The following is a 23,351-nucleotide window of genomic DNA, read 5'->3' on the forward strand; positions in this document are numbered from 1 at the left end:
CACCAACGCGGTACGCACTGGCTCGCCAGCATTCGAACGCATGTGAGTACCCAGGATTGCAGCAACAGGCTGTGACGCGCTCGACTCAAACGCTCCTTCCTACGCGCGGGACGAACGCTCCTTGGGAATCCGCAAGGAGTAGATTAGGATTCTTCCCGCACTCGCCTTAAGTCATTGGCCCGTATAGATAAGGATATCTCATGAAAACCATCGCTCGGCGTCTGAGCCCCTTCGCGATCCTGCTCCCGGCAAGCCTGTTGTCAGCCTGCGCCTCCCTAGGCAACGCCGGACTCGGCGGCTCCCATCAGAACCCCACCAACCAGCTCCTGAACATGATCGATGAGGCTACCCGCGAAGGCATGTCCGTGGTGCTGGTACCGGCGCTCATGCCCAACAAGAGCGTGACGGACCTCTCCAGCTACTCGCATCGGGTCATATTCAAGAACAAGGACGTGCCTGGGATCGCCTACATGCAGGCCTTTGCCAACAACGACCTGGAGAAGATCAAGGAAGCCGTCTATCTGTGGGACTTCCTCGAGGTCAACATCGTCCCGCCGGGAACCTACCTGCTGTCCGGAGGGATCGACTACAAGATCGACAGCACCCTTGCCCAGATCAAGGCGCCAAAGGGGCAGCCGGCTGCCAGCCCACTTGGTTCGGTGAACCTGTCCGCCGTGCTGTATCGCCGGTTCGTGAAGGAGAACTACTGGCGCGACGCCTCCTATGCAGACAAAACCTACACACAGAATGTCTGCAGCGCCGTGCACATGGCCTCCGGCCAATGCGTGGGCTGGACCGAGCAGCAATACAGCCAGCGGGAAATGGTCTCGGATGCCGGTTGGGCCGAAGGCACGAAGATCGAGGATGTCCCCTCCATCAAGCTGCAAGCGCAGATACCCGACGCCTATGCCCCGCTGTCCTTCACCATTCAGCCTGGGCAGATCCTGCTCAGCGATCGGTTCCACTTGAAGACCCCGGCCGTGAGCTATGACAGGAAGACCTGCAAGGCCGTGGACACGCAAAACATCAAGTGCACCTTGCAGGATCTCCAGGTCTTCATGAGGCCAGCGCCCATGGAGCTGACGAAAAGGTTCATCGATCGCGAGCAGCCAAGGCTTGATGAAACGGGCCGCCAGGTGCTCGCGCGGATCCAGCCGATGAAAACCGAGATACTCGGCGAAGCAGGCATGGAAGACCTGACCTGGGGCCTGCCGGTTTCCTTGAAACGCAAGGCAAGATGAAACGGGCCCTCCGCCAAGCGCCTTCCGCTCGCGGTCGCCACAACGGTTGATCGATAGAGGCCCGGAAGGCAGGCGGCAGGACAGACCGGCTCGGCTGGTCATGTTCGATGACGACCAGCCGATGACCGACCCAGACCGGATCTTGCGTCCAGATAAAAGCCGCGCACGGGGCTGAATTGCAGGCAACGGCCGAAAACGTGACAGGTGCAGGGGTACTCCTCGGACACTCCGGGAAAGTAGTAATTACGGAGCGGCTTATCGGGAGAGGGAGGCGGTTGCGAGGCCGTAAAAGTATGAAAGCGTTATGGGGACACCCCAAGGAACTTGCTTCAGCAATACCGGACAGGAAAGAAAAAAGCCCCGTAACTCACTGAGCTACGGGGCTTTCCTGTTGGAGGCTGAGGTCGGAATCGAACCGGCGTTCACGGATTTGCAATCCGGTGCATAACCACTCTGCTACTCAGCCTTTAAGCGAAGCGACATGCGTTTGGCATATCGCTGAAATCTCTTTCCTGGTGCGATTTTGAACTTATAACCCTTTGATTTCAAAAGATTTTTAGCTCACCCATCGCTGGAATGGACGCAATTATGGACGGATTCGCCGGGCTTGGCAAGCGCTCTACGAAAAAAACTTTGCAGATCAGGCTATTGCGTAGCACAAGCCGGGAGAAACGGGCCCAGCCGTCCGCGAAATGGGCCCCGCGGCGACCGACAACCGAGGAGCGCGCCAGGACCCGACGCGCCCTGCCCCGGCGATCAGTTCGCCTCGGGACTCGCTTCGGTTGCGGGCGCTTCAGGCGTCGGCGCCTCCGTGGCGGCCGGCGCTTCGCTACCTGCCTGGGCACGCTTGGCGCGCTTCTCGCGCATCTGCTCGCGCTGCCGGCGAGACGCCTGCCGCCGCGCATACACCGCCTGCTCGGCGGTTACCTTGCCGGCAACCTGGCCTTGCAGATCCAGCCGCGGCGCATCTTCCACCATGCAACTCCAGTAGCGGCTGCCCTGGCACCAGGTGGCGATGGCCTGTTTCAGTTGTTCGGCGGTGATTCCCAGTAGCTCGAGGTGCTGCTGCGCATCCTGGAGGATGCCCTGCTTGAGCGGAACCTTGGCCGCGGGGCTTTTCGGAAACGCCAGCGGGAAATGCCGTTGCAGCCTCCAGATAGCCTCGACTCCTGGCTCGACGGCTTCACGTTTCTTCGCGCGTCCCGCGGAGCTTTTGGTTTGAGCCGGTTTCGCCTGCGCCGCCTGTGCGCGCAGACGGTCTCTCAGCTCGGCAAGTTGTTCAAAACCCATCGTTCGCTTCACTAGTGCTGGTTCATTTCTGCGAGAGATTACCCGATACATCCGCTCGCGGCACGCAAAACGGCAACCAGTCGGGCACTTTCATTGCGAATCGACGCTCGTAGGCATGAGCGGCTCTCCCCCGTTCAGCGCCCGAGCGAGCTCATCGAGCGTAGTCGGCTTGAACAGGACCCGGTCCATGCCGGCAGCCAGGCAACGCTCCAGCGCATCCTTCTCGGCGCTGGCGGTAAGCGCTATCACCAAGCAGCGACGCCGACCGCCAAGGGCTTCTTGCGAGCGGATCCGTCGCGCCAGCTCGTAGCCATCCATCCGCGGCATCATGCCGTCGGTAATCACGACGTCGAAGTCTTCGCCCTGCCAACGTTCGAATGCTTCCTCGCCATCTTCCGTGGAGGTCACCCGGTGTCCAAGGCTTTCCAATTGCATGGTCAGGGTCAGCCGATTGAACGGATGGTCTTCCGCAAGCAATATCGAGAGCGCCCTTACCTCTTTCCGCTCCTCGACCTCGGCAACTCCGGAACGCGCTTCGCTGGACTCGCTGGGCGGAGGTTCGGTCAGCGGAAGATCGAACTCGACCGAGAAGCAGGAGCCGTTGCCCAGCTCGCTGCGCAGGCTGATCTGGCCGCCCATCAGGTGTACCAGGCGTCGGCTGATGTACAACCCCAAGCCGCTGCCGGACGCCTGGCCAAGCGCAGGCGAGCCGACCTGCGAGAATGGCCGGAACAGCCTGGCCTGGTCCTCCTCCGAAATACCGAGGCCGGTGTCGCTTACCTCGAGCAGCAAATGAAGCCTCTCCGCCTCGCGCCGCCCCACCGCCCGCACCGTTACCCCACCGCGCTCGGTGAACTTGATGGCGTTGCCCAGCAAGTTGAACAACACCTGCTTGAAATGCAGGGGATCCACCAGCACCCACTGCTCGAGATCCCCGTCGAGTTCCAGTGCCAGGGAAAGATTCTTCTGCCGCGTCAGCCCGCCAACCAGCGGCAGGATCCCTCTGATCAACTCGCCAGGAAGCACTGGTTCGGGAGCGGAATCGAACCGACCGGATTCGATCCGCGACAAATCGAGAATATTGCCCAGCAGAAGCAGCAACCCCTGGGCAGCTTCCTGGGCGATGCTCAGCGAATCGAGATCCAACACGCCCTTCTCGCCCTTTTTCAGCACCAGCTCCTGCAAGCCGATGACCGCGTTCAATGGCGTGCGGATCTCGTGACTCATCGTCGAAAGAAACACGCTCTTGGCACGGTTGGCAGCGTCGGCTTGCTCTTCTGCCTGGCGGGTCTTGCGCACCTGGCGCATCAGGTAGAAACCCCAGATGAGAGAGATGGAAATCAGTACGCCGAACAATCCGCCGATCTGCAGAATCTTGCTCCGGTGATCGCGCCAGAAGTCCGTCCCTCCCTTGGCGAAGCGAGGCTCCCAGCGGTGGAGGATTTCCGCCACTTCTTCCGGAGCGATCGCCAGCTGCGCCTTCTCCAGGATGCCCTGCAGCTCGGGCTGGTTCCTCGCCACACCGATGCTGATCGGAATGGAGAGATCATCGAGGATACCGACGACCTGGATCCGGTTGTCGAAATGCTGGGCGGACAGATAGCGACCGGTGTAATCGCTGCTGATGGAAGCCTCGCTCTGTCCGGCATCGACGCTTTGCATCGCGGCGAGAAAGGTCGGATAGACCTGGAGCTTGATCTCAGGGTGATCGCGCCGAATGGTGTCGTTGAGGAAATAGCCAACCGTCGTGGCCAATCGCTTGCCGTCGAGATCCGCGAGGCCATGGACACGCTCCAGCCGTTCGCCCCGGCCGCCCCGGCTGGCGCTCATCAGCACCGTGGTGCTACGCAGGTAGGGAGTCAGGACCTCGAGGCCGGAATCGAGACGCTCCGTCGAGGGCATGGTCGGCGTAACCAACGCCTCGCCCGCATCCAGTCGACGTTTCGCCTCGACGAAGTTTCGGGCTCCGCTGAAGGAAAACTGCAGGCCGCTGCGCTTGCCGATCAGGTCCAGATAGTCACGCCCGATACCGCTCAGCCGCCCCTCGCTATCCAGTTGCCCGAGCGCGCCAAGGGAATGGTTGATCACCACCGGCACGACCGGATGCGTGGAGAGCCAACGCTGTTCCGCCGGCGCAAGCGTCACCCTGGGCTCGTCGAAACGCAGGCGCCGCCCGGCGCTCCAACTGCGCAACAGTTCGTCGCCGTAGCGCCCATTGATACGCGGCAGGGCTCGATCGAGGACCGCGAGCAGAGGCTCATCCCCCGGCCGGAGCAGGAAACGGAAACCCTGGCTGTCGATGGGCGCGAAGTTCTCGATACGCAAGTTCAGCAGGTAATGGGTCTGGATGAGATAGTGCGCGGAGACGGCGTCACCCAGCACGCCATCGACGTCCCCCATGCTCAGCGCTTCCAGGGCAAGCTGCGGCGAGTCGAACCAGATGACCTTGCTGTGCGGATAGGCGGCCTTGATACGTTCGGCGGGAAGATAACCCTTGACCGTGGCCAGCCAGGACTCCGCCTGCGAATCGAACGGGGCGCCGCTGGAAGACACCAGTACCGGCCGGTCGGAAAGATACGCAGCGGATGCCAGCAATCCGTGTTGCCGGGCCTCGACCTCGCTACCGACACCGAGCAGATCGATCTCTCCCCGCGACAACGCAGCGATTGCCGCCTGCCGCGACGGAAAGTCCCTGACGCGCAACGGCCGCTCGAACACCAGGGCCAGGTAATCGGCCGTGAAGCCCTTGTAGGAACCTGCGTAGAAGATGGATAGCGGCGGATAGTCGGGAGAAACCACGCCTATCGTCAGCGGCTCCCGGGCATCCAGCCACTGCCTGGCTCGTTTGTCGAGCCAGGGGCGCGTCGTTGTCGTCATACGACCATCGAGCAGGATGGATTCGGCCGCGACGGGCAGCGGCTGCAGGATGATCGGCAACAGGCAAAAGACCGCAGACAGCAACGACCTTGTCAGCATGTCGAGTCTTCGATGGCAAAGTTCTCCGGCCGGATAGAGGGCATGGCATCCGCGCCCCAGAGCCTGCGGACACATCGGCACCGATGTCGCCATGTTAGCAGGTGAACGGGTATTTTTCCCAGACAGCCGTGGCGGAAACGAGCGGCTGCCGGTGTTTTTACGCTGATACGAAAAAAGGGCCTCTCGATCCTTTTCGAGGTTCTGCAGAACTTGGTGAAATCTGCATATCGATATCCTGGAGCGGGAAACGAGCCTCCATGATACTGACTCCAAAGGAGAGCCTTGCACTCACCTCGGATCGATGGACTGAATTAAGGACTAGTCTTCGAGACAGGACAGGCAGGCACAGTCGAGGAACGCCAGGCAGCCATTGCGTGGCCCTTCCCATGAGTTCCTTTCCCAGCCTTCCGCGCCACGGCTTTTCCCGAAGCCGCTCCACGAACGCTTCATCCTGCGGCCGCAGCTCCTGCCCCATAGCATCGCAGGAAGACCGCCTTGCGATGAATCCGCCGACAGGATGCGAGGCACTACGCCTGGCAAGCATTCCCGCCAGAGACCTGCGCAACCTCAAGTGTTATGGCTGGTTGAGAGGATCAGATTCCAGCGTTACTTCCAATCAGAAAGTTAAGAAATTTCATACAAGCCCCCCGGACCGGTCCTGTCTCAGTTGAAAGACCAGGGATGGAATAATCAGCGTGAGCAAATCATCCTACGAGTTCAAGGGTTCCCGTGAAAAAGCCAGCTCCCGCACACGTCAAGCTACTCTTCTGCATTGGTATATCGACCGCTGGATGCCTTTGGTCGCTCTCCTCGGTGGCCTATTGCGGCAAGCCTGAACTACCTACCAAGACCCCCCTGCCGATACAGAGCCTCCAATCCGTTTTCACCTTGAAGCACGCACCGATCGGTAAATCGATGGGAACAATGACCGTGCAAGTCGGCTCAGGAGAAACTCTAGGTGGCTGGGCGTGGTGCGGAAGTGACGGAAAGCCCGGACAATTCGGTTTTACAGCTCCCAAAACGACCCTCATTCCAATAGATGGAAATGGCCTCTATGAGTCTGGAGTGCCAGGGGTCGGTATCAGAATTGGACACCGAGCACGCTATAACTGGACCGAACCGACAGCAGCTCCCGCCACCTACCCCACGGGCAACATCGGCACCATGCGCTATATGCCCACTGTTCTCGTAGTTGATTTCATCCGAACCGCAATGGGAGTAGGAAAGGGAGACATCACCCCTTTTAACTACTCAACCAATTTTTTCATCGATACCAACTACACAAATCCATCCAGGGCTGAATTCACCATAGAGGGATATAACCTTCGCGCAACGCTTGAACATAACGCTTTCTTCACCACGTGCAGCACACAAAAGTCGACCATTGATGTCAACATGGGGCGCCCAACGGCGTATGACATCAAAAGAGGGGCTGTGCCAGATCATGGCTTTTCACTGGATGTTGTGTGCGAAGGGCTCAATCCGAGTGTCAAACCTCCTGTGAAGGTCTACTTTGAAGGCAACTCGATCCAGGATGGCCTGTTGAACCTCACAGGCAGAGGAGAAGCCGGTGTAGCCCAAGGAGTCGGCATTTCGTTGACGTCCAGTAAGGGAGCGGCATTGCCATTCACCCAAGCCAGGGCCCTGCCCCTGGACTGGCTGGCCAGCGGTGCAGGGAGGGAGATGTACCGCTTTGTGGGATCGGCTCGCTATGTCGCCACTGGCGGAAAAATCACCGCGGGTAAAGCTGACTCCATTTTGACCTACATCCTGGAGTACAACTAACCCAGCAGAACCGGTCGGTCGAACCGAACCCGGCTCACACTGCGGTACAACCAACGCATCGATGAGGCGACGCCGATGCCCACCAACTTCCGGAATGAGCGCCTCCCCGTCGGCTCCGCCTAAGTTGAATACCTAGAGATAAGGGGGCTCGCTCTGCGCGTAACTCATCGACCGCATGAACGGGTCAAATCGCGGGAACCGACCCAATGCCGGGTCGTCGATGCGACAGGGCATTCCGATGACTCGGTAGATGTATCTTCGAGAAGGCGCCCCTTCCACACACCGGGCTTCCCGGCACTCCTGTGTCCGTTGCTCGCAAGAGCCGAGCGCATGCGATCAATTCGCGGACACGACGCATCGGCTGCGAGCCTCTTTGAGAGCGACTTCAGGATAGCTGCCCGACCAAGCGCCTTTTGCTTGTCCTTCCAGCGATAGTGGAAATGCCGGCTCTTGCCATCCTCGGGCGAAACAGCCAGGGAAAGGCCATCGATGACTAAGACTATATGGACCTTGCCGGTGGCCTTCGAATGCCGAATGGCAACGCACCATGCTCAATGCTCTATTGCGCGGATCAAGGGATAGACGATCTGTAGCCGCCGCCCAGCACTGATGCACTAAAGAATGGACTAGAAGATGCTGGCCGATGCCGGGCCGATGGAACCCGCCGAAACGAAAAAAGGGCCCTAAGGCCCTTTTTTCAATGATCTACAGGCAAGCCTGTGGATCTATATCTGGAGCGGGAAACGAGACTCGAACTCGCGACCCCGACCTTGGCAAGGTCGTGCTCTACCAACTGAGCTATTCCCGCATCGTCTTGGTGACGGGCGCCATTCTATAGCATCGCGGCGCCGTGTCAACTCCTTGATTCAAAAAAGTTTATTTCTCTTTCGGGGTGGTCGACAGATGCGGCCACGCGGCCAGCAGGTAGTGCACCATGGACCACAGGGTCAGCGCCGCGGAGATGATCAGCAGCACGTAGCCGAGAATCACCCAGAAGGTCATCAGCGGCGGATTCGCCAGGAGAATGACCAGCGCCAGCATCTGCGCCGCGGTCTTCCACTTGCCCAGGTTGGACACCGCGACCTGCGCCCTCGCCCCCAGTTCGGCCATCCACTCACGCAAGGCGGAAACCACGATCTCGCGGCCGATGATGATCACCGCCGGCAGGGTCAGCCACAGGTTGGCGTGCTCTTCCACCAGCAGGACCAGCGCAACCGCCACCATCAGCTTGTCCGCGACCGGGTCGAGGAAGGCGCCGAACGGCGTGCTCTGGCCGAGGCGCCGGGCGAGGTAGCCGTCCAGCCAGTCGGTGGCGGCGGCCAGGGCGAACACGGCACTGGCGGTCAGGTAGCTCCAGGACGTCGGCAGATAGAACAGCAGAATGAAGATCGGAATGAGCAGGACGCGCAGTAACGTGAGCAGATTGGGGATATTCATCGGACCATCTAGGCTGCGAGGTGAGCCGGCATTCTACTCGCTGTGCAGGACGGCATAAATCTGCTCGGCAAGCTTTTTACTGATACCGGGGGCTTTGGCCAGTTCATCGATACTCGCCCGCGACAATTCCTGCAACCCGCCGAAATACTTGAGCAGGTCGCGCCGACGTTTCGGGCCGACGCCGGGGACATCCTCCAGCGTCGACGTCCGCCGTGCCTTGCCGCGCCGCGCACGGTGGCCGGTGATGGCGAAACGGTGCGCTTCGTCACGTATCTGCTGGATCAGGTGCAGCGCCGGCGAATCGGCCGGCAGGGTGAACTCGTGGGAGGCATCGTTCAGGTAGAGGGTTTCCAGCCCCGGCTTGCGGGTCACGCCCTTGGCCACGCCGAGCAGGATCAGACCGGCGACCGCCAGTTCCTGGAGCACCTCCTGGGCCATGGCCAATTGCCCCTTGCCGCCATCCACCAGGAGAATGTCGGGCATCTTCCCCTCGCCGTCCTTCAGGCGACTGAAGCGGCGGGTCAGCGCCTGGTGCATCGCCGCGTAGTCGTCGCCGGCCGTGACGCCTTCGATGTTGTAGCGGCGATAGTCCGACTTCAGCGGCCCTTCCGGGCCGAACACCACGCAGGAAGCCACGGTGGCCTCGCCGCTGGAGTGACTGATATCGAAGCACTCCAGGCGTTGCGGCGGCTCCGCCAGGTCGAGCGCCTCGGCAAGGGCTTCGAAGCGTGCCGCCACATGCTGGCGGTTGGCCAGGCGTGCGCCCAGGGCCTGTTCGGCGTTGGTCACCGCCAGTTGCTGCCAGCGGGCGCGGGTACCACGCACCCGGTAGCTGATCTCCAGTTCGCGGCCTCGCGCTTCGGCGATCGCCGAAACCAGCACCGGGAAATCCTCGTGCGTCACGTTGACGATCAACTCCGCCGGCAGGTCGCGCTCCTGGTGGCTGAGATAGTACTGGCCAAGGAACGCCAGCAGCACTTCGCCCACCTCCTCCTCGATCGCGACCTGCGGGAAGAAGTTCTTGCTGCCCAGCACCCGCCCGCCGCGTACGCTGATCAGGTGTACGCAAGCGCCGCCAGGGGTGACGATGGCGGCGACGATGTCGACGTCGCCGTTGCCACCTTCCATGCTCTGCTGGTCCTGGACCCGCCGCAGGATCGCCACCTGGTCGCGCAACTCCGCCGCCTTCTCGAAGTCCAGGCGCATCGCCGCCTGCTCCATGCCGACGTTCAGCTCGTCGGCCAACGCGTTGCTCCTTCCTTCGAGGAACATCACCGAGTGGCGCACGTCCTCGGCGTACTCCTCAGGACTGACCAGTCCCACGCAGGGCCCCTTGCAGCGCTTGATCTGGTATTGCAGGCAGGGCCGCGTACGGTTGCGGAAATAGCTGTCCTCGCACTGGCGGACGAGAAACGCCTTCTGCAGCAGGTTGAGGCTCTCACGGATCGCTCCCGCGCTCGGATAAGGACCGAAGTAACGCCCCTTGCGCTTCTTCGCGCCGCGGTGCAGGGACAGCCGCGGATACTCATCCTCGCTGGAGAGGAACACGAAGGGATAGGACTTGTCGTCCCGCAGCAGGATGTTGTAGGGCGGCCGCCACTCCTTGATCAGCGTCTGCTCCAGCAGCAACGCCTCGGTTTCATTGGCGGTGATGGTGGTTTCCACCTGGGCGATCCGCGCCACCAGCGCAGCGGTCTTCGGCGCCAGGCCGGACTTGCGGAAATAGCTGGCCAGGCGCTTCTTCAGGCTCTTCGCCTTGCCCACGTAGAGAAGCTTGGCGTCCGCATCGAACATGCGGTAGACGCCCGGACGATTGCTGCAGGTAGCGAGGAAAGCGCTCGCGTCGAAAACGGCGCTCATCTAGCTGGCGGCATCGACCATGCCGTGGCGGACGGCGAGCAGCGCTAGCTCCACGTCGCTGGTGATCGAGAGCTTCTCGAAGATGCGGTAGCGATAGGTATTCACGGTCTTCGGCGACAGGCACAGCTTGTCGGAGATGCTCTGCACCTTGTGGCAGTTGGCGATCATCAGGGCGATCTGGATCTCGCGCTCGGACAGCGAATCGAAGGGGGAATCGTGCTGCTGCGGCTGGAAGGACTTCAGCGCCAGTTGCTGGGCGATCTGCGGGCTGATATAGCGCTGGCCGGCGAAGACCTGGCGAATCGCCTGGACCATTTCCTCCAGCCCCGCGCCCTTGGTCATGTAGCCGGCGGCGCCGGCCTGCATGAGGCGGGTGGGGAACGGATCCTCTTCGCAGACGGTGACTACCACGACCTTGATGTCGGGCTGGCTGCGCAGCAGCTTGCGGGTCGCCTCCAGGCCGCCGATACCGGGCATCTTCACGTCCATCAGGACGACATCCGGCTTCAGCTCGCGGGCCAGTTTCAGACAGTCTTCACCGCAGTCGGCCTGGCCGACCACTTGCAAGCCTTCGATGTCGGCCAGCATGCGGGTAATACCGGTGCGTACCAGATCGTGGTCGTCGACCACCAGCACCTTAATCACGCTGCACCTCGTCGCGCATTAGCAGACAACCGCCCACACGGGCCCCCAGGAGATTTCGGCAACCTTAACAGAAAGCCATCCCATGACCTAGCTTGGCGCAAAGGCGTCATAAATCAAGCGTCATGGAAACATCATTCGACGGCATCGAACGGGCGCTGCGAAGTATACTGCCAGCCCCCGGCGAGCGGCAGACCGGATCGCAGCAAAAACCGGCGAACCTGTGGAGAGCCCAGCGACGCCGGGCCTGGTAAAGCGCAAGCGCCCTGGTCGCCCGGGACTTCTCCATAGCGACCATCGCCGAACTCGAAAACAGGCGACCAAGACGCCACTGGCACCTGCGGCTACTGCGCGGCCATCTCACCGACACCGGTGAAAAGACGCTGGTGGAGGCGCCTGCGACTGGCATTCGGCACCAGGCGAACGAGGGTATTCCTCAGCCAGACGCTCCAGGGCGATTCCCATTGACCAAGGCGGCCGACGATCCAGGATTGCTTCCTGATGAACTCGATCCGCGCCTCGCGTTGCTGCTGGAACAGGATCAGCGTCTCGGCGCGCGGCGCCAGACACCACAGGCGCGCCAGCAAGAAGGCGTCCTCCAGGGCCATGGCCGCGCCCTGCCCTAGGTTCGGCGTCATGGCGTGTGCGGCGTCACCGATCAGCACTACCCGTCCGCGGCACCAGGAGGCGCCGGCCAACTCCTCGAGGTCGTTGTGCACCAGCGTGGTGGCGCTCGGTATGAGCCGGGCGATGCTCGCGCCGATGCCGTCGAAGTCCGCGTAGTGGGCGGCCAGCCGTTGCGGGGTGACGAAGCCCTCCTCGTCCTCGGGCTCCTCCCGGCGCACCTTCAGGGTCGCGTAGACATACATCTCGCGCGGGCTGATCTGGATGAAGCCGAGGCGCTTGCCGTGCCCCCAGACCTCTCCCGCCAGCTCGGCGTCCTCCAGCCGATGGGGAACGACCAGGCGCCAGCAGGTTTCGCCGGAATGACGCAAGGTCGCCTCCGGCCAGACATAACGTCGCACGCTCGAACGAATGCCATCCGCACCGACCACCAGCGAACAGTCGTGGACAGTGCCGTCGCTCAGGGTCACGCGTTCGTGGTCGAGTCCGTCGAGGATCTGCACGATGGAGACCCCGACCCGAATGCGCGACTCATCCAGCCCCTCCAGTAGCGCCGCATGCAGTTCGTGGCGCTGCAACGCCAGGCCGCCGCGGGAATTCCCACCCAGGCTGGAAGGCATCGACATCAGCATCGAACCGTCGTGGGCGTATACGTTGATGCCGGCCAACGGCATGCCACGGCGGAACAGCCGGTCGAGATCCAGGGTGCTGGACAACGCCGTCAACGCATTGCTCGCCAGGGTGATGCCGGTACCGATGGGCCTGATCTCGCTGGCCCGCTCGACCAGCAGCCAGTCGATGCCTGCCTTGGTGAATTCGCGCGCCAGCGCCAGGCCGGCGATCCCGGCCCCCTGGATAAGAACGGTCATCCGTTGCTCCTTAGCAGCGGCATCCGTCGCGACTTCGCGCGGTCGCGACAGGCCTGCCCGAGACGATGAAAATGTCCATCCTAGCCGCCCCGGACAGCCCACCGACCCTATCAGAAGATCGAGTTGACCCTGCTCGCCGACACCTCGCCGCTCGCTTTTCCTGTCCTCCCGGCCACCGGAAGTCCGGCGCGCCGGGAAGGCAAGCGTGGCCCGGGCACGGCACGCGTGGCCGGAAATCCCCGCTAGCAGCCGCCCGCCGCGGCGCTACGGTTTTCCTTGGCCAGCAGCCTCCCGAGCGCCGGCAAACGGCGATGGCGCTTGAAGCTCACGGCGATCGGCCCGCGCCACCACCGCCCACGACGATCATCCAGGCGCAGCCACCCCGGAGAGAGTGGCCGGGACGGCAGCGTTCGGCCGGGCCACGGCGAGCATGCACGACCGATCGGCACGGCGTCGCGGAGGCGCGACTATACGCAGACCCCGCTCCTGTCAACCCCTTACGCAAGGTAGTGATTGCCGGAAGCCCAGCGTACGAAAATCAACCGAAACGACATCCGCATGGAATAACGAAGCCCTGACGCCTTCAGGGCGATAGCATCGCGTGCAAGAGGTAACCGATGAGCCCGTCCGAAAACATCCAGTACGATTTCGAGTGGCGACCACTCAACAACTACCTCGCCGTGCAACGCATCACGCCTCCGGACATGCGCCAGGGTTCGGCTGCCGAGCCGCGCCTACCCAGCGAAGCGCTCTACGAGTGGATCGTGCTGAACGGGCGCTCCCCCCTGGAAGGCCTGAGCCTGGGGGAGCACTACCGCCTTTCCGACTATGGCGTCGCCGGGCTGGCGCTGCAGAGTGCCGGCACCGTGGGCGAAGCCTTGCAACTGATCAAGACCAACATGCTGCTGTTCCGCAAGGACATCCGCAGGATCGCGGTGAGACGTTCCAGTTGCGACACCGTGGATGTGGATATCGACCTGCAGGACAAGCCGGACTGGCCGCAGTCGGCCCGGTTGTACCACGCCAACGTCCTGGCGTCGGCCGCCTACGCGGTGTTCCGCGACCTGCTGCTGGGCGATCTGGAACTGGTCCGCCTGCGCCTCCCGGAAAGGAACGGCGACGTGCGGGCATACGAGGAGTATTTCCGGGTGCCGGTGTATTTCGCCGGCGAAGGCATCACCTTCACCCTCCCCGAGGAATTGCTCGAGGCCGAGATCGCCACTGCCAACTCCGCCGTGTTCCAGGCCTCGCTGGCGCTCGGCAGCAAGGCTTTCAACACCCGCGTCACCCGCGAGATGGGCGGCTACCGCCAACGCATCGTGGCACTGCTGGAGGTGCTGCAGGACCGCTACCCGAGCATCGCCTGGGTCGCCCGGCAGTTGAAGGTCACCGAGCGGACGCTGCGCCGACGGCTCGCCGACGAGGGCACCAACTACCGGGAAGTGCTCGACCTGGTCCGCCACGACAGGGCGCGCCAACTGCTGCGGGACGAGCGACTGCGCATCGCGGAAGTCGCCGAGAGGCTGGGCTACATGGATACCTCCAGTTTTCGCCACGCCTTCCGCCGCTGGACGGGACAGTGCGCCAACGACTATCGCCAGGCCCGCATCGGCGGCAAGACCGCGCGGCGCCAGGGCGAACGCTAGCCGGCATGATTCCCCTCAGGGCAATTTCTGCGGATAGGGGCGAAAGGCGAACAGGCTGCACGCAGCCAGGGAAAAAGCCGCGAGCAGCACCCATTCGGCCGTCCCGTAGCCTTCGGCGCGGTCGTACAGCCAGCCCAGCAGGTAAGTGCCGAGACTGATCGACAGGGCGAAGGTGAACGGCTGGATCGAACCGTAGATGACACCGAAGCTGCGCAGGCCGAAGTAGCGCATCAACAGGTACTTGGTGGTGCCGCTTTCCCCTCCTCCGCCCAGGCCGACCAGGAACACCGCCAGCCATAGACTGCTCGGTGTGTCGCCCACCAGGAACCAGGCCATGCCGAGCACCGCCGCCAGGGCGAAGGGCAACGCCACCCGCGGCGTCGCCACGCGGTCGAGAAGCCAGCCCATCAGCGGCTGCGACAGCATCATGCCGACCCACAACGCCGACAGCGCGGTGCCCGCCTCGCCCCGGGACAAACCGCGCTCCACCAGCATCGGCACACCATGGGTCATGATCCCGGACATCACGAACACCGCCAGCACCTGGTTGCCCAGCACCAGCCAGAAACTGGCGCTGCGCCAGGCCTGGGGCGCCGACGATCCGCTCAGCGCGGTTTCCGCTACGGCCGTGCCGGCGGCCACGCCAGCGCCCGGCGCTGGCTCGCGGAACAGCCAGGCCAGCAGCGGCAGCGCCAGGCCCAGTTCGAGCACGCCGTAGACCAGGAAAGCGCCGCGCCAGCCCCACGCTTCGAGGCTCTGGTGGCCGACCAGCAGGCCCAGCGGCCCGCCCACCCCGAAGCCCAGGCCGAGCAGGCCGTAGGCCACGCCCAGGCGTTGGCGGAACCAGAGTCCGAGGATACGTCCGTAAGGCAGGTTGCCTGGCGCCAGCAGGCCGATCAGCAGGAACAGCGCGTAGAGTTGCCAGACGGCATTCACCGCTGCCAGGCCGAGCAGCGGCAGCGACAGGGCCGCGGTCAGCCCGAGCATTGTCCGCCGCGCGCCCCAACGGTCGATCAGCCAGCCCTTGAGCGGGCTGGTGATGGCGACCGCCAGTCCGAACAGCGTCACCAGCAACGACACCTCGGCGCGGTCCCAGGCGTACTCGGCGCTCATCGGTGCGATGAACAGACTGAAGGTGTTCAGCAGGATGCCGGTGGGCCCGAGCATGATCGCCACCACCGACGCCAGCAGCACGCCGCCGCTGGTCGCGGAAAATTCTCGTTGCGCCACGCCTGGCCCTCTAGAAGCGGTAGGCCGCGCGCAGGTAGTAGAAGGCGCCGTTGAAGCCGATCTGCGAGGCATAGGTGTCGTAGCGCAGCACGTCGCCATAGGTGGTGTTCTGCGCGGGCAGCTTGTCCGGACGGACGTCGAACAGGTTGTCGGCGCCGGCGGTCAGCGTCAGGTCAGCGCTGAGCCGGTAGCGCGCGGCGATGTCGGTGATGTACTTCGGGTCGTTGACGAAATGGTTGAATTTCTCCGTCGACCAGGCGTCCGGCCCTACCGTGTAGTCGAGTTCCGAGCTGGTCCGGCCGTAGCGCGTCAGGCGCAGGCTGACCTCCCAGTCCTGGCGGCTCCAGGTGCCGCCGAGGGAAACCTGGCTGCGCGGGGTGGAGCTGGTGATCCAGGCGACCTGCTGGGCATTGAGCAGCGGCTCGCCGTTGGCGCCTCGATGGTTCTTGCGCAAGGTGGTGCGGTTGAAGTTGGCCGACAGTTCCCAGTCGACCTGCCCGTACTCGCCAAGCGCGACGAGGTAGTGACCGGTGATGTCGACACCGCGGGTGCGGGTGTCGGCACCGTTGGCCAGGTAATGGGTACTGACCGTACTGGCGCTGGCCGGCAACGAGATCCCCGCCGCAGCTAGGGCATCGATGGCTTCCTGGCCGGAATAGGTGGCGCTGTCGACAATGCGGTCGCGGATGCTGATCTGGTAGGCGTCGATGTTCAGCCCGACGTTTTCCCAAGGGTTGAGTACCAGGCCAAGGTTGAAGCTGGTCGACTTCTCCGGTTGCAGTTCGTCGGCGCCGAGCATCTTCGCTGCCGGCGAGTTGGCCGCCAGCAGGCCGAGGGCGATGGTCGGACCGACGCTGAGGCCGGTGTAGTGCTCCTGGACCAGGGACGGCGCGCGGAACCCGCTGCTTACGCTGGCGCGCAGCGCCACCCGCGGATCGAACTGGTAACGGGTGGCGAACTTGCCGTTGGTGGTGCTGCCGAAGTCGCTGAATTTCTCGTGGCGCACCGCCAAGTCGACCTCCCAGGCTGGGGTCAGGGAGGTACCCAGGTCCAGGTAGGACGCCCAGGCGTGCCGCGACCATTGCCCCTCGCTGAGCGGCGAGAGGCCAGCCAGGGATTCCGCCCCGCCGCTGTAGTAGGACGCCGGGTCGCCGGCGTCGATGCGGTAGCTTTCCCGCCGGTATTCCGCACCCAGCGACAACGCCAGCGGAGCAGCGAGGAAATCCAGTTGGAATTCCCGCCCCAGGTCCAGGTTGCTGGTCCATTGGCTGTTGCGGTAGCGCGCCAGGTCGAAGCTTCTTGGGCTGTTGCCGGTTTCACGGTAGATCGCCGCGTTCACCGACTGGGTCATGCCGATATCGGGACGGTCGGCGCCGTAGCCACTGCTCAGGTCCCAGTGCCAGGCATCCAGCAGACGCTCGCCGCGCACCCCGGCGAGGAACGCATAGTCGTCCTCGTCGCTGTTCGGGCGCGGCGTGAAGCCGTCCGGATACAGCGTCGGTGCCACCGAGGCCAGGCGATAGTTGGCCGCCGAGGAGGCCTTGCGCCGGGTATAGGTGCCGAAGCCGTACACCTCGATATCGTCGCCCAACCCGAAACCCGAGTTGAGCGCCAGCGATTGCCGGTGGAACGCGGGATCGCCCATGGAAATGTTGTCGCGCCGACCGGTGCGCTCATCGATGCCGCTGCGCATCGTGCGCTCCTGCTCGCGATATTCGGCGGTGAGGTTGACGAAGCCGCTATCGCCGAAGGCCAGTCCGATGTTCCCCCCGCCGCCATGGGTGAAGCCGTCGCCGTCGCCGGTCTGCCCGACGTCAGCGGCCGCCGACCCGCCGTGGTCGGCGGACTTGAGGATGACGTTGATCACCCCGGCGATGGCGTCCGAACCATACTGTGCCGAAGCACCGTCGCGCAGCACCTCGACCCGCTCGATGGCGTTGATCGGGATGGTGTCCAGATCGACGCCGGTGGAGCCCTTCTCCAGTCCCCCGCTGATATTGAGATTGGCCGTTTCGTGGCGACGCTTGCCGTTCACCAGCACCAGCACATGGTTGGGGCTCAGCCCGCGCAGCGACTGCGTGTGGGTCAACGCCGAGGCGTTGAACGGCTGGGCCTGGCGGGTCAGCGAGGGCAGCAGTTTGACCAGTGCATCGCGCAGGTCGACCGCGCCGCTGCTACGTAGCTGGGTAGCGCTGACCACGTCGATCGGGCTCAGGCTGTCCTGCGCCTTCACATCGCTCTTGCGCGTGCCGGTGACCACCACGGTGGACAAGGTCGGTGCCGCCGCCGCACCTCGCGTCTCCTGCACAGGCGCCTGTCCGCCGCGCAGGACGAAGGCACCGCTTTCGTCCTGCGCGTATACCAGCCCGCTGCCGGCCAGGGCACGCCGCAAGGCGTCCTCGACACTGAGCCGGCCGCGGATATCCGGTCCGCGCAACCCCGCCACCAGGCGCTGGTCGAAGGCGATAGGCACGTGTCCCTGGCGCACGATGTTCAACAACACCTCGGCCAGTTCGCCGGGCGCTATGTCGAATACCCGGGGCGCCGTGGCCGCGTCGCGCGGCCCACCGTCGGCGGCCTGCACCTCGCCCTGCAGCGCGCAGGCGAGCCCCACCGCACAGAGCACGGGGGTCAACGAACGAGAGGAAAGACGTACATCGGGCATGGTCGAATCGTCCTGGATGGAATTCGCCCATGAGTGCAATCCGACGCCGGCTTTTTCAGCGTCGGGCAATATGAATTTCGCATAACCTTATGCGCCCGGGTTCCTCCGCAGGCGGCGCACTAGCGTGCGTCGGCGAGCCGCGGCGCGGGCGGGTTGATCAACAGCGCGAATATCTCGGAGTGGGACTTCACGTTCAGCTTCGCGTAGATGTGCCGGCGATGCACCTTGATGGTGGCGATCGACAGCGTCAGCCGATCCGCTATTTCCTTGTTCGAGTATCCATCCAGCATCAGCCGGATGACATCCGACTCCCGCGCGGTCAGCGGCGATATCAACCCTCTCCAGGGCTGGACTTCCACCTCCGCCGCTGCGATCGGTTTCGCCTCCTCCCTGACCGCATCCTCGAAGTGGATGCGTTTTTTCATCAGCGCGATGACCCACGGGCGAAGCAGCTCGAACAGCGCGATCTGCTCGGCACCGAAGCGGCTCTCGCTGCCCAACGACAGGCATAGGGTTCTTTCACCATCCAGCGGGACGTTATATTGAACTTCGTCCGTCACCACATAATGCGCAAAGTACGCATTGTAATACTCGGTCGTTTCGAAATCTTCGGAGACGATATCCGCAAGATGAAAAAGCCCGCCGCGCCGACAGTTTCTGGATACCTGGTAGAAAGGATCTTGCAGATAGAGTCCGGTTATATATCGACTGATCAGCGGGTCCGGCTCGATTTCTTCTATCTCCTCTTCCATGAAGGAAAGAATCAAGGGGCTGGAGTCGCTGAATATCAGGGCCGCCCAGTTGTGGACGGGGGCGAACTGGCCGAGGGTCTGCGCCAGGATCCGCCAGAAGAACGGCCGGTCCAGCGCTTCGAGCAACTTTCCCAGTGACTCGTGCCAGGCGCCGCCGTGCAATGCGATATCCACACAACTACTCCTCTGGGATTAGTCACTCGGCGTTATGTCATGAAGAGTTCCAATGTGCATAATATCGATGCCTTCGAAGATAGCCACAGGTCAGAACTACCAGTTCTGGTAGGTGCAAAATCCAACTTGTTTCGTTTCGGAAAGGAAATCCAATGAAAAAAGTTTGTGCACTGGCGTTATCGATCCTGACGACGATCGGTGCGACAGCGGCGGACAGTGCATGGGCTGCGCAAACCAGCGTCCATCTTTACAACTGGTATGACTTCATCGCCCCGGAAACGCCCAAGGCTTTCCAGAAGGAAACCGGCACCCGTGTCGTCCTCGACACCTTCGACAGCGCCGAGACCGCGCAGGGCAAACTGATGGTCGGCCGCTCCGGCTACGACGTGGTGGTGATCACCTCCAACATCCTGCCCGGACTGATCAAGGCAGGCGTCCTCCAGGAACTCGACCGCGATCGGCTCCCCCACTGGAAGAACCTCGACGCGGACATCCTCGGGAAGCTCCAGGCCAACGATCCCGGCAATCGCTATGCCGTACCTTATCTCTGGGGAACCACCGGGATCGCCTACGACGTGGACAAGGTCCGCAAGCTGCTCGGCCCCGACGCGCCGGTCGACTCCTGGGACCTGGTCTTCAAGGAGGAGAATATCTCCCGCCTCAGCCAGTGCGGCGTGGCCACGCTGGACTCCTCCACCGAGCTGGTTTCCATCGCCCTCAACTACCTGGGCCTGCCGCACAACAGCCAGAATCCCGAGGATTACCAGAAAGCCCAGGAACTGTTGCTGAAGGTTCGCCCCTACATTCGCTATTTCGACTCCTCCAGAGTCGACACCGACCTCTCCAACGGCAACGTCTGCGTGGTGGTCGGCTGGCAGGGCACGGCCTACATGGCCCAGGTCAACAACGAACAGGCCGGGAACGGTCGCCATATCGCCTACAGCATTCCCCGGGAAGGCTCGCTGGTCTGGGCCGAGAACATGGTGCTGCTCAAGGATGCACCGCATCCGCAGCAGGGTTATGCGCTGATCGACTACCTGCTGCGTCCGGAGGTCATCGCCAGGACCTCCAACTATGTGGGCTATCCGAATGGCAACCAGGCGGCGCTGCCGCTGGTGGAGCGGAAGCTGCGGGAAAACCCGGCGGTTTACCTGAGCAAGGAAACCATGGCGACCCTCTTCCCGCTGGAAACCCTGCCACTGAAGGTCGAGAGAATCCGTACCCGGGTCTGGAGCCGAGTCAAGACCGGGAGCTGAAACCCGTCCGAGACGCCCCTGGAAGCACGGGAGCGCCCGGAGCCAGAAAAATCCAGCGAGGTCCGCCAGGACCGGCGTTCGCGCCCTTCACCGGGCGAGGCTCTGCCTCGTCCGTCAGGACGCGGCTTGCCGTCTGACCCGCGACCGATCGATAGAGATACCTCTCCCCCTGGGCGGGAAAGCCCCGGGCATGCCTGATGGAGAAAACCATGCTTATCCATTTCTGCCCCAGGCTGCTGACGCCTGCGGGGTTCGACCTGCCGTGCGAGCTGATCGACATCCGCATCAAGGAGTTCGACCTGCACCTGCTTGGCGGGCGCGACGTGGTGGCGCGTCACCCCCTCCCCGACAAGCGCTACCACGTGGCCTGCCGCAAGTCCGGCTGCAAGGCGGTGAATGGCCTGCTGGTGGACGTGGAAAAGCACGTTCCGCTGTTCACCGTGGACACCCGCTGGAGCATCGACGCCGAAGTGGTCCTGCGCCATCGCGTCGAGTACGTGGTGCTCGACGCCGAGCACGATGCGGTGAGCGACTACATGCTGTTGTGGTGCGACGAGGTGCCCAACTACTTCCTCGGCCAGAGCACCCCGGCCATGCAGGTTCCGTTGATGGAACTGATGCGCGGCAATGCGTTGCAGACCGAGCGGCAGGATGTGTTCCGCCTGCCAACGCTGAGGTCCGAACGCCTGCGCCAGGGCAACGCCGATGCCAACCAGCATCTTCCGAGCCGTGAGCAGGCGTTCCACGTCAAGGCCGAGCAGATCAGCTATGGGCTGGCCTGAAGGACGCGCGCCAGCGGCAAGCTACGCTGGCCGCCGGTGCCGCGCATCACAGGGCAGCTGCGTCGCTCAGTGCCGCGGCTGCCATACCTCCACGGCGCGCGTATCCACCGGTTTGGGTAGCAGTCCCTGGGCGTGGAAGGCGTCGGCGATGCGCTGTTGCTCGTCGAGACCATCTGCGCTCACCGGTTGTACGTCGTAGCTGCGCCGCGCATTCGCCTGCTCGACGGTAGCGGCATCGAGATTGCCCCACAGCGGCCCCAGCACCTTGGCCGCGTCGGCCGGGTGGCTCTTGAGCCAGCGCCCGGTGCGCTGCAGTTCGGCGAAGACCTGCTGGAGCACTTCAGGATGTTTCCTGGCGTAGTCGCTGGAGGCGAGGTAGTAGCGCTGGTAGCTGGCCAGGCCCTGGCCGTCGGCCAGTACCCGCGCGCGTTGCTGGCGCTGGGCGCTTGCCACGTAGGGGTCCCAGGTCACCCAGGCGTCGACCTTGCCGTTCTCGAAGGCGGCGCGGCCGTCGGCTGGCGTCAGGTAGGCTGGCTGGATGTCGGAGAACTCAAGCCCGGCGCTGGCCAGCGCGGCGATGAGCAGGTAGTGGCTGCCGGCGGCCTTGGTCACGGCGATGCGCTTGCCCTTCAGCTCGGCCAGGGACTTCAGCGGCGAATGTTCGCCGACCAGTATCGCCTGCGCCGCGGGCGAAGGTGTTTCGCGGGCGAAGTAGGTCAGGCGAGCACCCGCCGCCTGGGCGAACACCGGCACGGTGTCGGCGACGTCGGCGGAGAGATCGACGTTGCCGACATTGAGCGATTCGAGCAACGGCAGGCCGCTGGGGAACTCATGCCAGGACACCCGGATGCCCTGCCTGGCCAACTCGCGCTCGAAGGTGCCCTGGCTGCGGATCAGGGTCAGCAGAGTCGAGGATTTCTGGAAGCCGATGCGCAGGACCTCCTCGGCATGTGCGCCACCAATGCCCGACAGGACGGCGGAAGCGGCAAACACGATGGCCAAGCGACGCAGGAACGGACGAGACATGCGATGACTCCTGGGATAGGTGCGAGCGCCCGCAGGGACGGGAGTTCCAGCTGCCGGCGACGGAACGGATAGATTATTGGAATAAAAAACAATCTATAAATAACTTATAGTTATCAATTAATGCCCGGGCAGCGCCTACCGGATATCCGCATCCGACGCCTGCCTGACCGCAAAGCCGCTGGCGAAGGTCGGCCGCACATCGAGGCGCTGCGGAATCAATCCATGGGCCTGGTAGAAATCGGCGGTCTCCTGCTGCTGGCCGAGCGTTCGCTCATCCAGCGCCTGCCAACGCAAGCGCCGGCGTTCGAACTGCAAGCGCGCGGCGTCCTCGGGGAAGCCGATGATCTGCGCCAGGCTTCGCGAATACTCGTCCAGGTGCAGGTACGCCCAGCGCTGGGCGCTGGCCAGGCGTTGCAGGTAGTCCTGCAGCACGGCGCGTTTCGCCGGGTCGGCCAGTGCGCTATCGGTAGCAGCGAGGAAGCTGTTGCCAGCCCACAGGCCGCGACCGTCGACCAGTACCCGAGCCTTGTCGGCGGTCTCCGCGAACGCGGTGTAGGGCTCCCAGGTCGCCCAGGCATCCACGGAACCATTGGCGAGGGCCATTTTCGCGTCCACCGGGCCGAGGAAGCGGAATTCGACGTCCTTCTCGCCCAGCCCGACCGAGGCCAAGGCCTTGAGCGCGACGAAGTGGCCGATGGAACCGCGCCCGGTGGCAATGCGCTGGCCTTTCAGGTCGTTGGCCGAGCGCAACGGCGAATCCCCTCTCACCAGCACGGCGGTACCGTAGGGATCGGATTTGTCGACGGCGATGGCCTTCAGCCGGGCACCGGCGGCCAGGGCGAAGAGCAATGGCGCGTCGCCGATGATGCCGGCATCCACCGCACCGGCATTGAGTGCTTCGGCGAGGGGGGCGGCGGCGGGGAATTCGAACCAGCGGATGTCGTAGGTCAGGTTGTCCAGCGCGCCGGCAGCCTCCAACTGGGCGCGCATGTTGCCCTTCTGGTCGGCCAGGCGCAGGGTCACGCGCTCGTCGGCACAGGCCTGGCCGACGAGCAGGCAGAGAAGCAGGAACAGGCTCAGGGTCTGACGCATTCCG

The 23,351-nt window shown here is 63.4% G+C and carries 16 protein-coding genes and 2 tRNA genes; 5 read left to right on the plus strand and 13 right to left on the minus strand.

What is annotated here, in order from left to right; genetic code table 11:
* Positions 1-200: 200 nt before the first annotated feature.
* Positions 201-1,241 carry a hypothetical protein gene (locus VQ065_RS18635; RefSeq protein ID WP_003090073.1) on the plus strand — a complete coding sequence of 347 codons (1,041 nt, stop codon included), beginning with the start codon at positions 201-203 and terminating at the stop codon, positions 1,239-1,241.
* 392 nt (positions 1,242-1,633) lie between these two features.
* Here the strand turns inward: VQ065_RS18635 and VQ065_RS18640 are convergent.
* The 3 genes from VQ065_RS18640 to VQ065_RS18650 form a co-directional block, all read right to left on the minus strand.
* Positions 1,634-1,707 (minus strand) — tRNA-Cys (locus VQ065_RS18640).
* 290 nt (positions 1,708-1,997) lie between these two features.
* Positions 1,998-2,531 carry a ProQ/FINO family protein gene (locus VQ065_RS18645; protein ID WP_003090076.1) on the minus strand — a complete coding sequence of 178 codons (534 nt, stop codon included), beginning with the start codon at positions 2,529-2,531 and terminating at the stop codon, positions 1,998-2,000.
* Between the two features lie 90 nt (positions 2,532-2,621).
* A complete protein-coding gene (locus VQ065_RS18650; protein WP_023657335.1) occupies positions 2,622-5,600 on the minus strand; it encodes a response regulator in 2,979 nt (992 codons plus the stop codon).
* An 831-nt stretch (positions 5,601-6,431) separates the two neighbouring features.
* Between VQ065_RS18650 and VQ065_RS18655 the strand changes: the two genes are divergently transcribed.
* A complete protein-coding gene (locus tag VQ065_RS18655; protein WP_223193878.1) occupies positions 6,432-7,292 on the plus strand; it encodes a fimbrial protein in 861 nt (286 codons plus the stop codon).
* 732 nt (positions 7,293-8,024) lie between these two features.
* On the opposite strand, the gene VQ065_RS18660 is transcribed toward VQ065_RS18655, so the two are convergent.
* From VQ065_RS18660 to pqsH, 5 genes are all read right to left on the minus strand, one after another.
* A tRNA-Gly gene (locus tag VQ065_RS18660) sits at positions 8,025-8,100 on the minus strand.
* Between the two features lie 68 nt (positions 8,101-8,168).
* Positions 8,169-8,729, minus strand: coding sequence for a CDP-diacylglycerol--glycerol-3-phosphate 3-phosphatidyltransferase (gene pgsA / locus VQ065_RS18665; RefSeq protein ID WP_003090349.1), 561 nt, complete (start codon positions 8,727-8,729; stop codon positions 8,169-8,171).
* A 33-nt stretch (positions 8,730-8,762) separates the two neighbouring features.
* Positions 8,763-10,589, minus strand: coding sequence for an excinuclease ABC subunit UvrC (gene uvrC / locus VQ065_RS18670; protein ID WP_003090350.1), 1,827 nt, complete (start codon positions 10,587-10,589; stop codon positions 8,763-8,765).
* Positions 10,590-11,234, minus strand: a complete 645-nt coding sequence (gene gacA, locus VQ065_RS18675; protein WP_003090351.1) for a response regulator transcription factor GacA — start codon at positions 11,232-11,234, stop codon at positions 10,590-10,592.
* 341 nt (positions 11,235-11,575) lie between these two features.
* Positions 11,576-12,724 carry a 2-heptyl-3-hydroxy-4(1H)-quinolone synthase gene (gene pqsH / locus VQ065_RS18680; RefSeq protein ID WP_003090354.1) on the minus strand — a complete coding sequence of 383 codons (1,149 nt, stop codon included), beginning with the start codon at positions 12,722-12,724 and terminating at the stop codon, positions 11,576-11,578.
* A 617-nt stretch (positions 12,725-13,341) separates the two neighbouring features.
* Between pqsH and VQ065_RS18685 the strand changes: the two genes are divergently transcribed.
* Positions 13,342-14,370, plus strand: coding sequence for an AraC family transcriptional regulator (locus VQ065_RS18685; RefSeq protein WP_003090355.1), 1,029 nt, complete (start codon positions 13,342-13,344; stop codon positions 14,368-14,370).
* Positions 14,371-14,385: 15 nt separating this feature from the next.
* Here the strand turns inward: VQ065_RS18685 and VQ065_RS18690 are convergent, their stop codons facing one another.
* The 3 genes from VQ065_RS18690 to vqsR form a co-directional block, all read right to left on the minus strand.
* On the minus strand, positions 14,386-15,600 hold the full coding sequence (locus VQ065_RS18690; RefSeq protein ID WP_003090357.1) for an MFS transporter: 1,215 nt from the start codon (positions 15,598-15,600) through the stop codon (positions 14,386-14,388).
* Positions 15,601-15,610: 10 nt separating this feature from the next.
* Positions 15,611-18,265 carry a TonB-dependent receptor gene (locus VQ065_RS18695; RefSeq protein ID WP_003090359.1) on the minus strand — a complete coding sequence of 885 codons (2,655 nt, stop codon included), beginning with the start codon at positions 18,263-18,265 and terminating at the stop codon, positions 15,611-15,613.
* Positions 18,266-18,384: 119 nt separating this feature from the next.
* Positions 18,385-19,191 (minus strand): transcriptional regulator VqsR, encoded by an 807-nt coding sequence (vqsR, locus tag VQ065_RS18700; RefSeq protein WP_003090361.1) that lies wholly within the window; start codon positions 19,189-19,191, stop codon positions 18,385-18,387.
* A gap of 152 nt (positions 19,192-19,343) precedes the next feature.
* On the opposite strand from vqsR, the gene VQ065_RS18705 reads away from it, so the two are divergent.
* Together VQ065_RS18705 and qteE are read left to right on the plus strand one after the other, a co-directional pair.
* Positions 19,344-20,447, plus strand: coding sequence for a polyamine ABC transporter substrate-binding protein (locus VQ065_RS18705; protein WP_003090368.1), 1,104 nt, complete (start codon positions 19,344-19,346; stop codon positions 20,445-20,447).
* 209 nt (positions 20,448-20,656) lie between these two features.
* The gene (gene qteE, locus VQ065_RS18710) at positions 20,657-21,229 is read left to right on the plus strand and encodes a quorum threshold expression protein QteE (RefSeq protein ID WP_003090369.1); all 573 of its coding nucleotides are present in this window, start codon (positions 20,657-20,659) and stop codon (positions 21,227-21,229) included.
* A 66-nt stretch (positions 21,230-21,295) separates the two neighbouring features.
* Here the strand turns inward: qteE and VQ065_RS18715 are convergent, their stop codons facing one another.
* Both VQ065_RS18715 and VQ065_RS18720 read right to left on the minus strand, forming a co-directional pair.
* The gene (locus VQ065_RS18715; protein WP_003090371.1) at positions 21,296-22,255 is read right to left on the minus strand and encodes an aliphatic sulfonate ABC transporter substrate-binding protein; all 960 of its coding nucleotides are present in this window, start codon (positions 22,253-22,255) and stop codon (positions 21,296-21,298) included.
* 135 nt (positions 22,256-22,390) lie between these two features.
* Positions 22,391-23,347 (minus strand): ABC transporter substrate-binding protein, encoded by a 957-nt coding sequence (locus VQ065_RS18720; protein ID WP_003090373.1) that lies wholly within the window; start codon positions 23,345-23,347, stop codon positions 22,391-22,393.
* Positions 23,348-23,351 lie beyond the last annotated feature (4 nt).

The sequence above is a fragment of the Pseudomonas sp. KBN10P06128 genome, from assembly GCF_037574945.1.
GTDB lineage: Bacteria > Pseudomonadota > Gammaproteobacteria > Pseudomonadales > Pseudomonadaceae > Pseudomonas > Pseudomonas aeruginosa.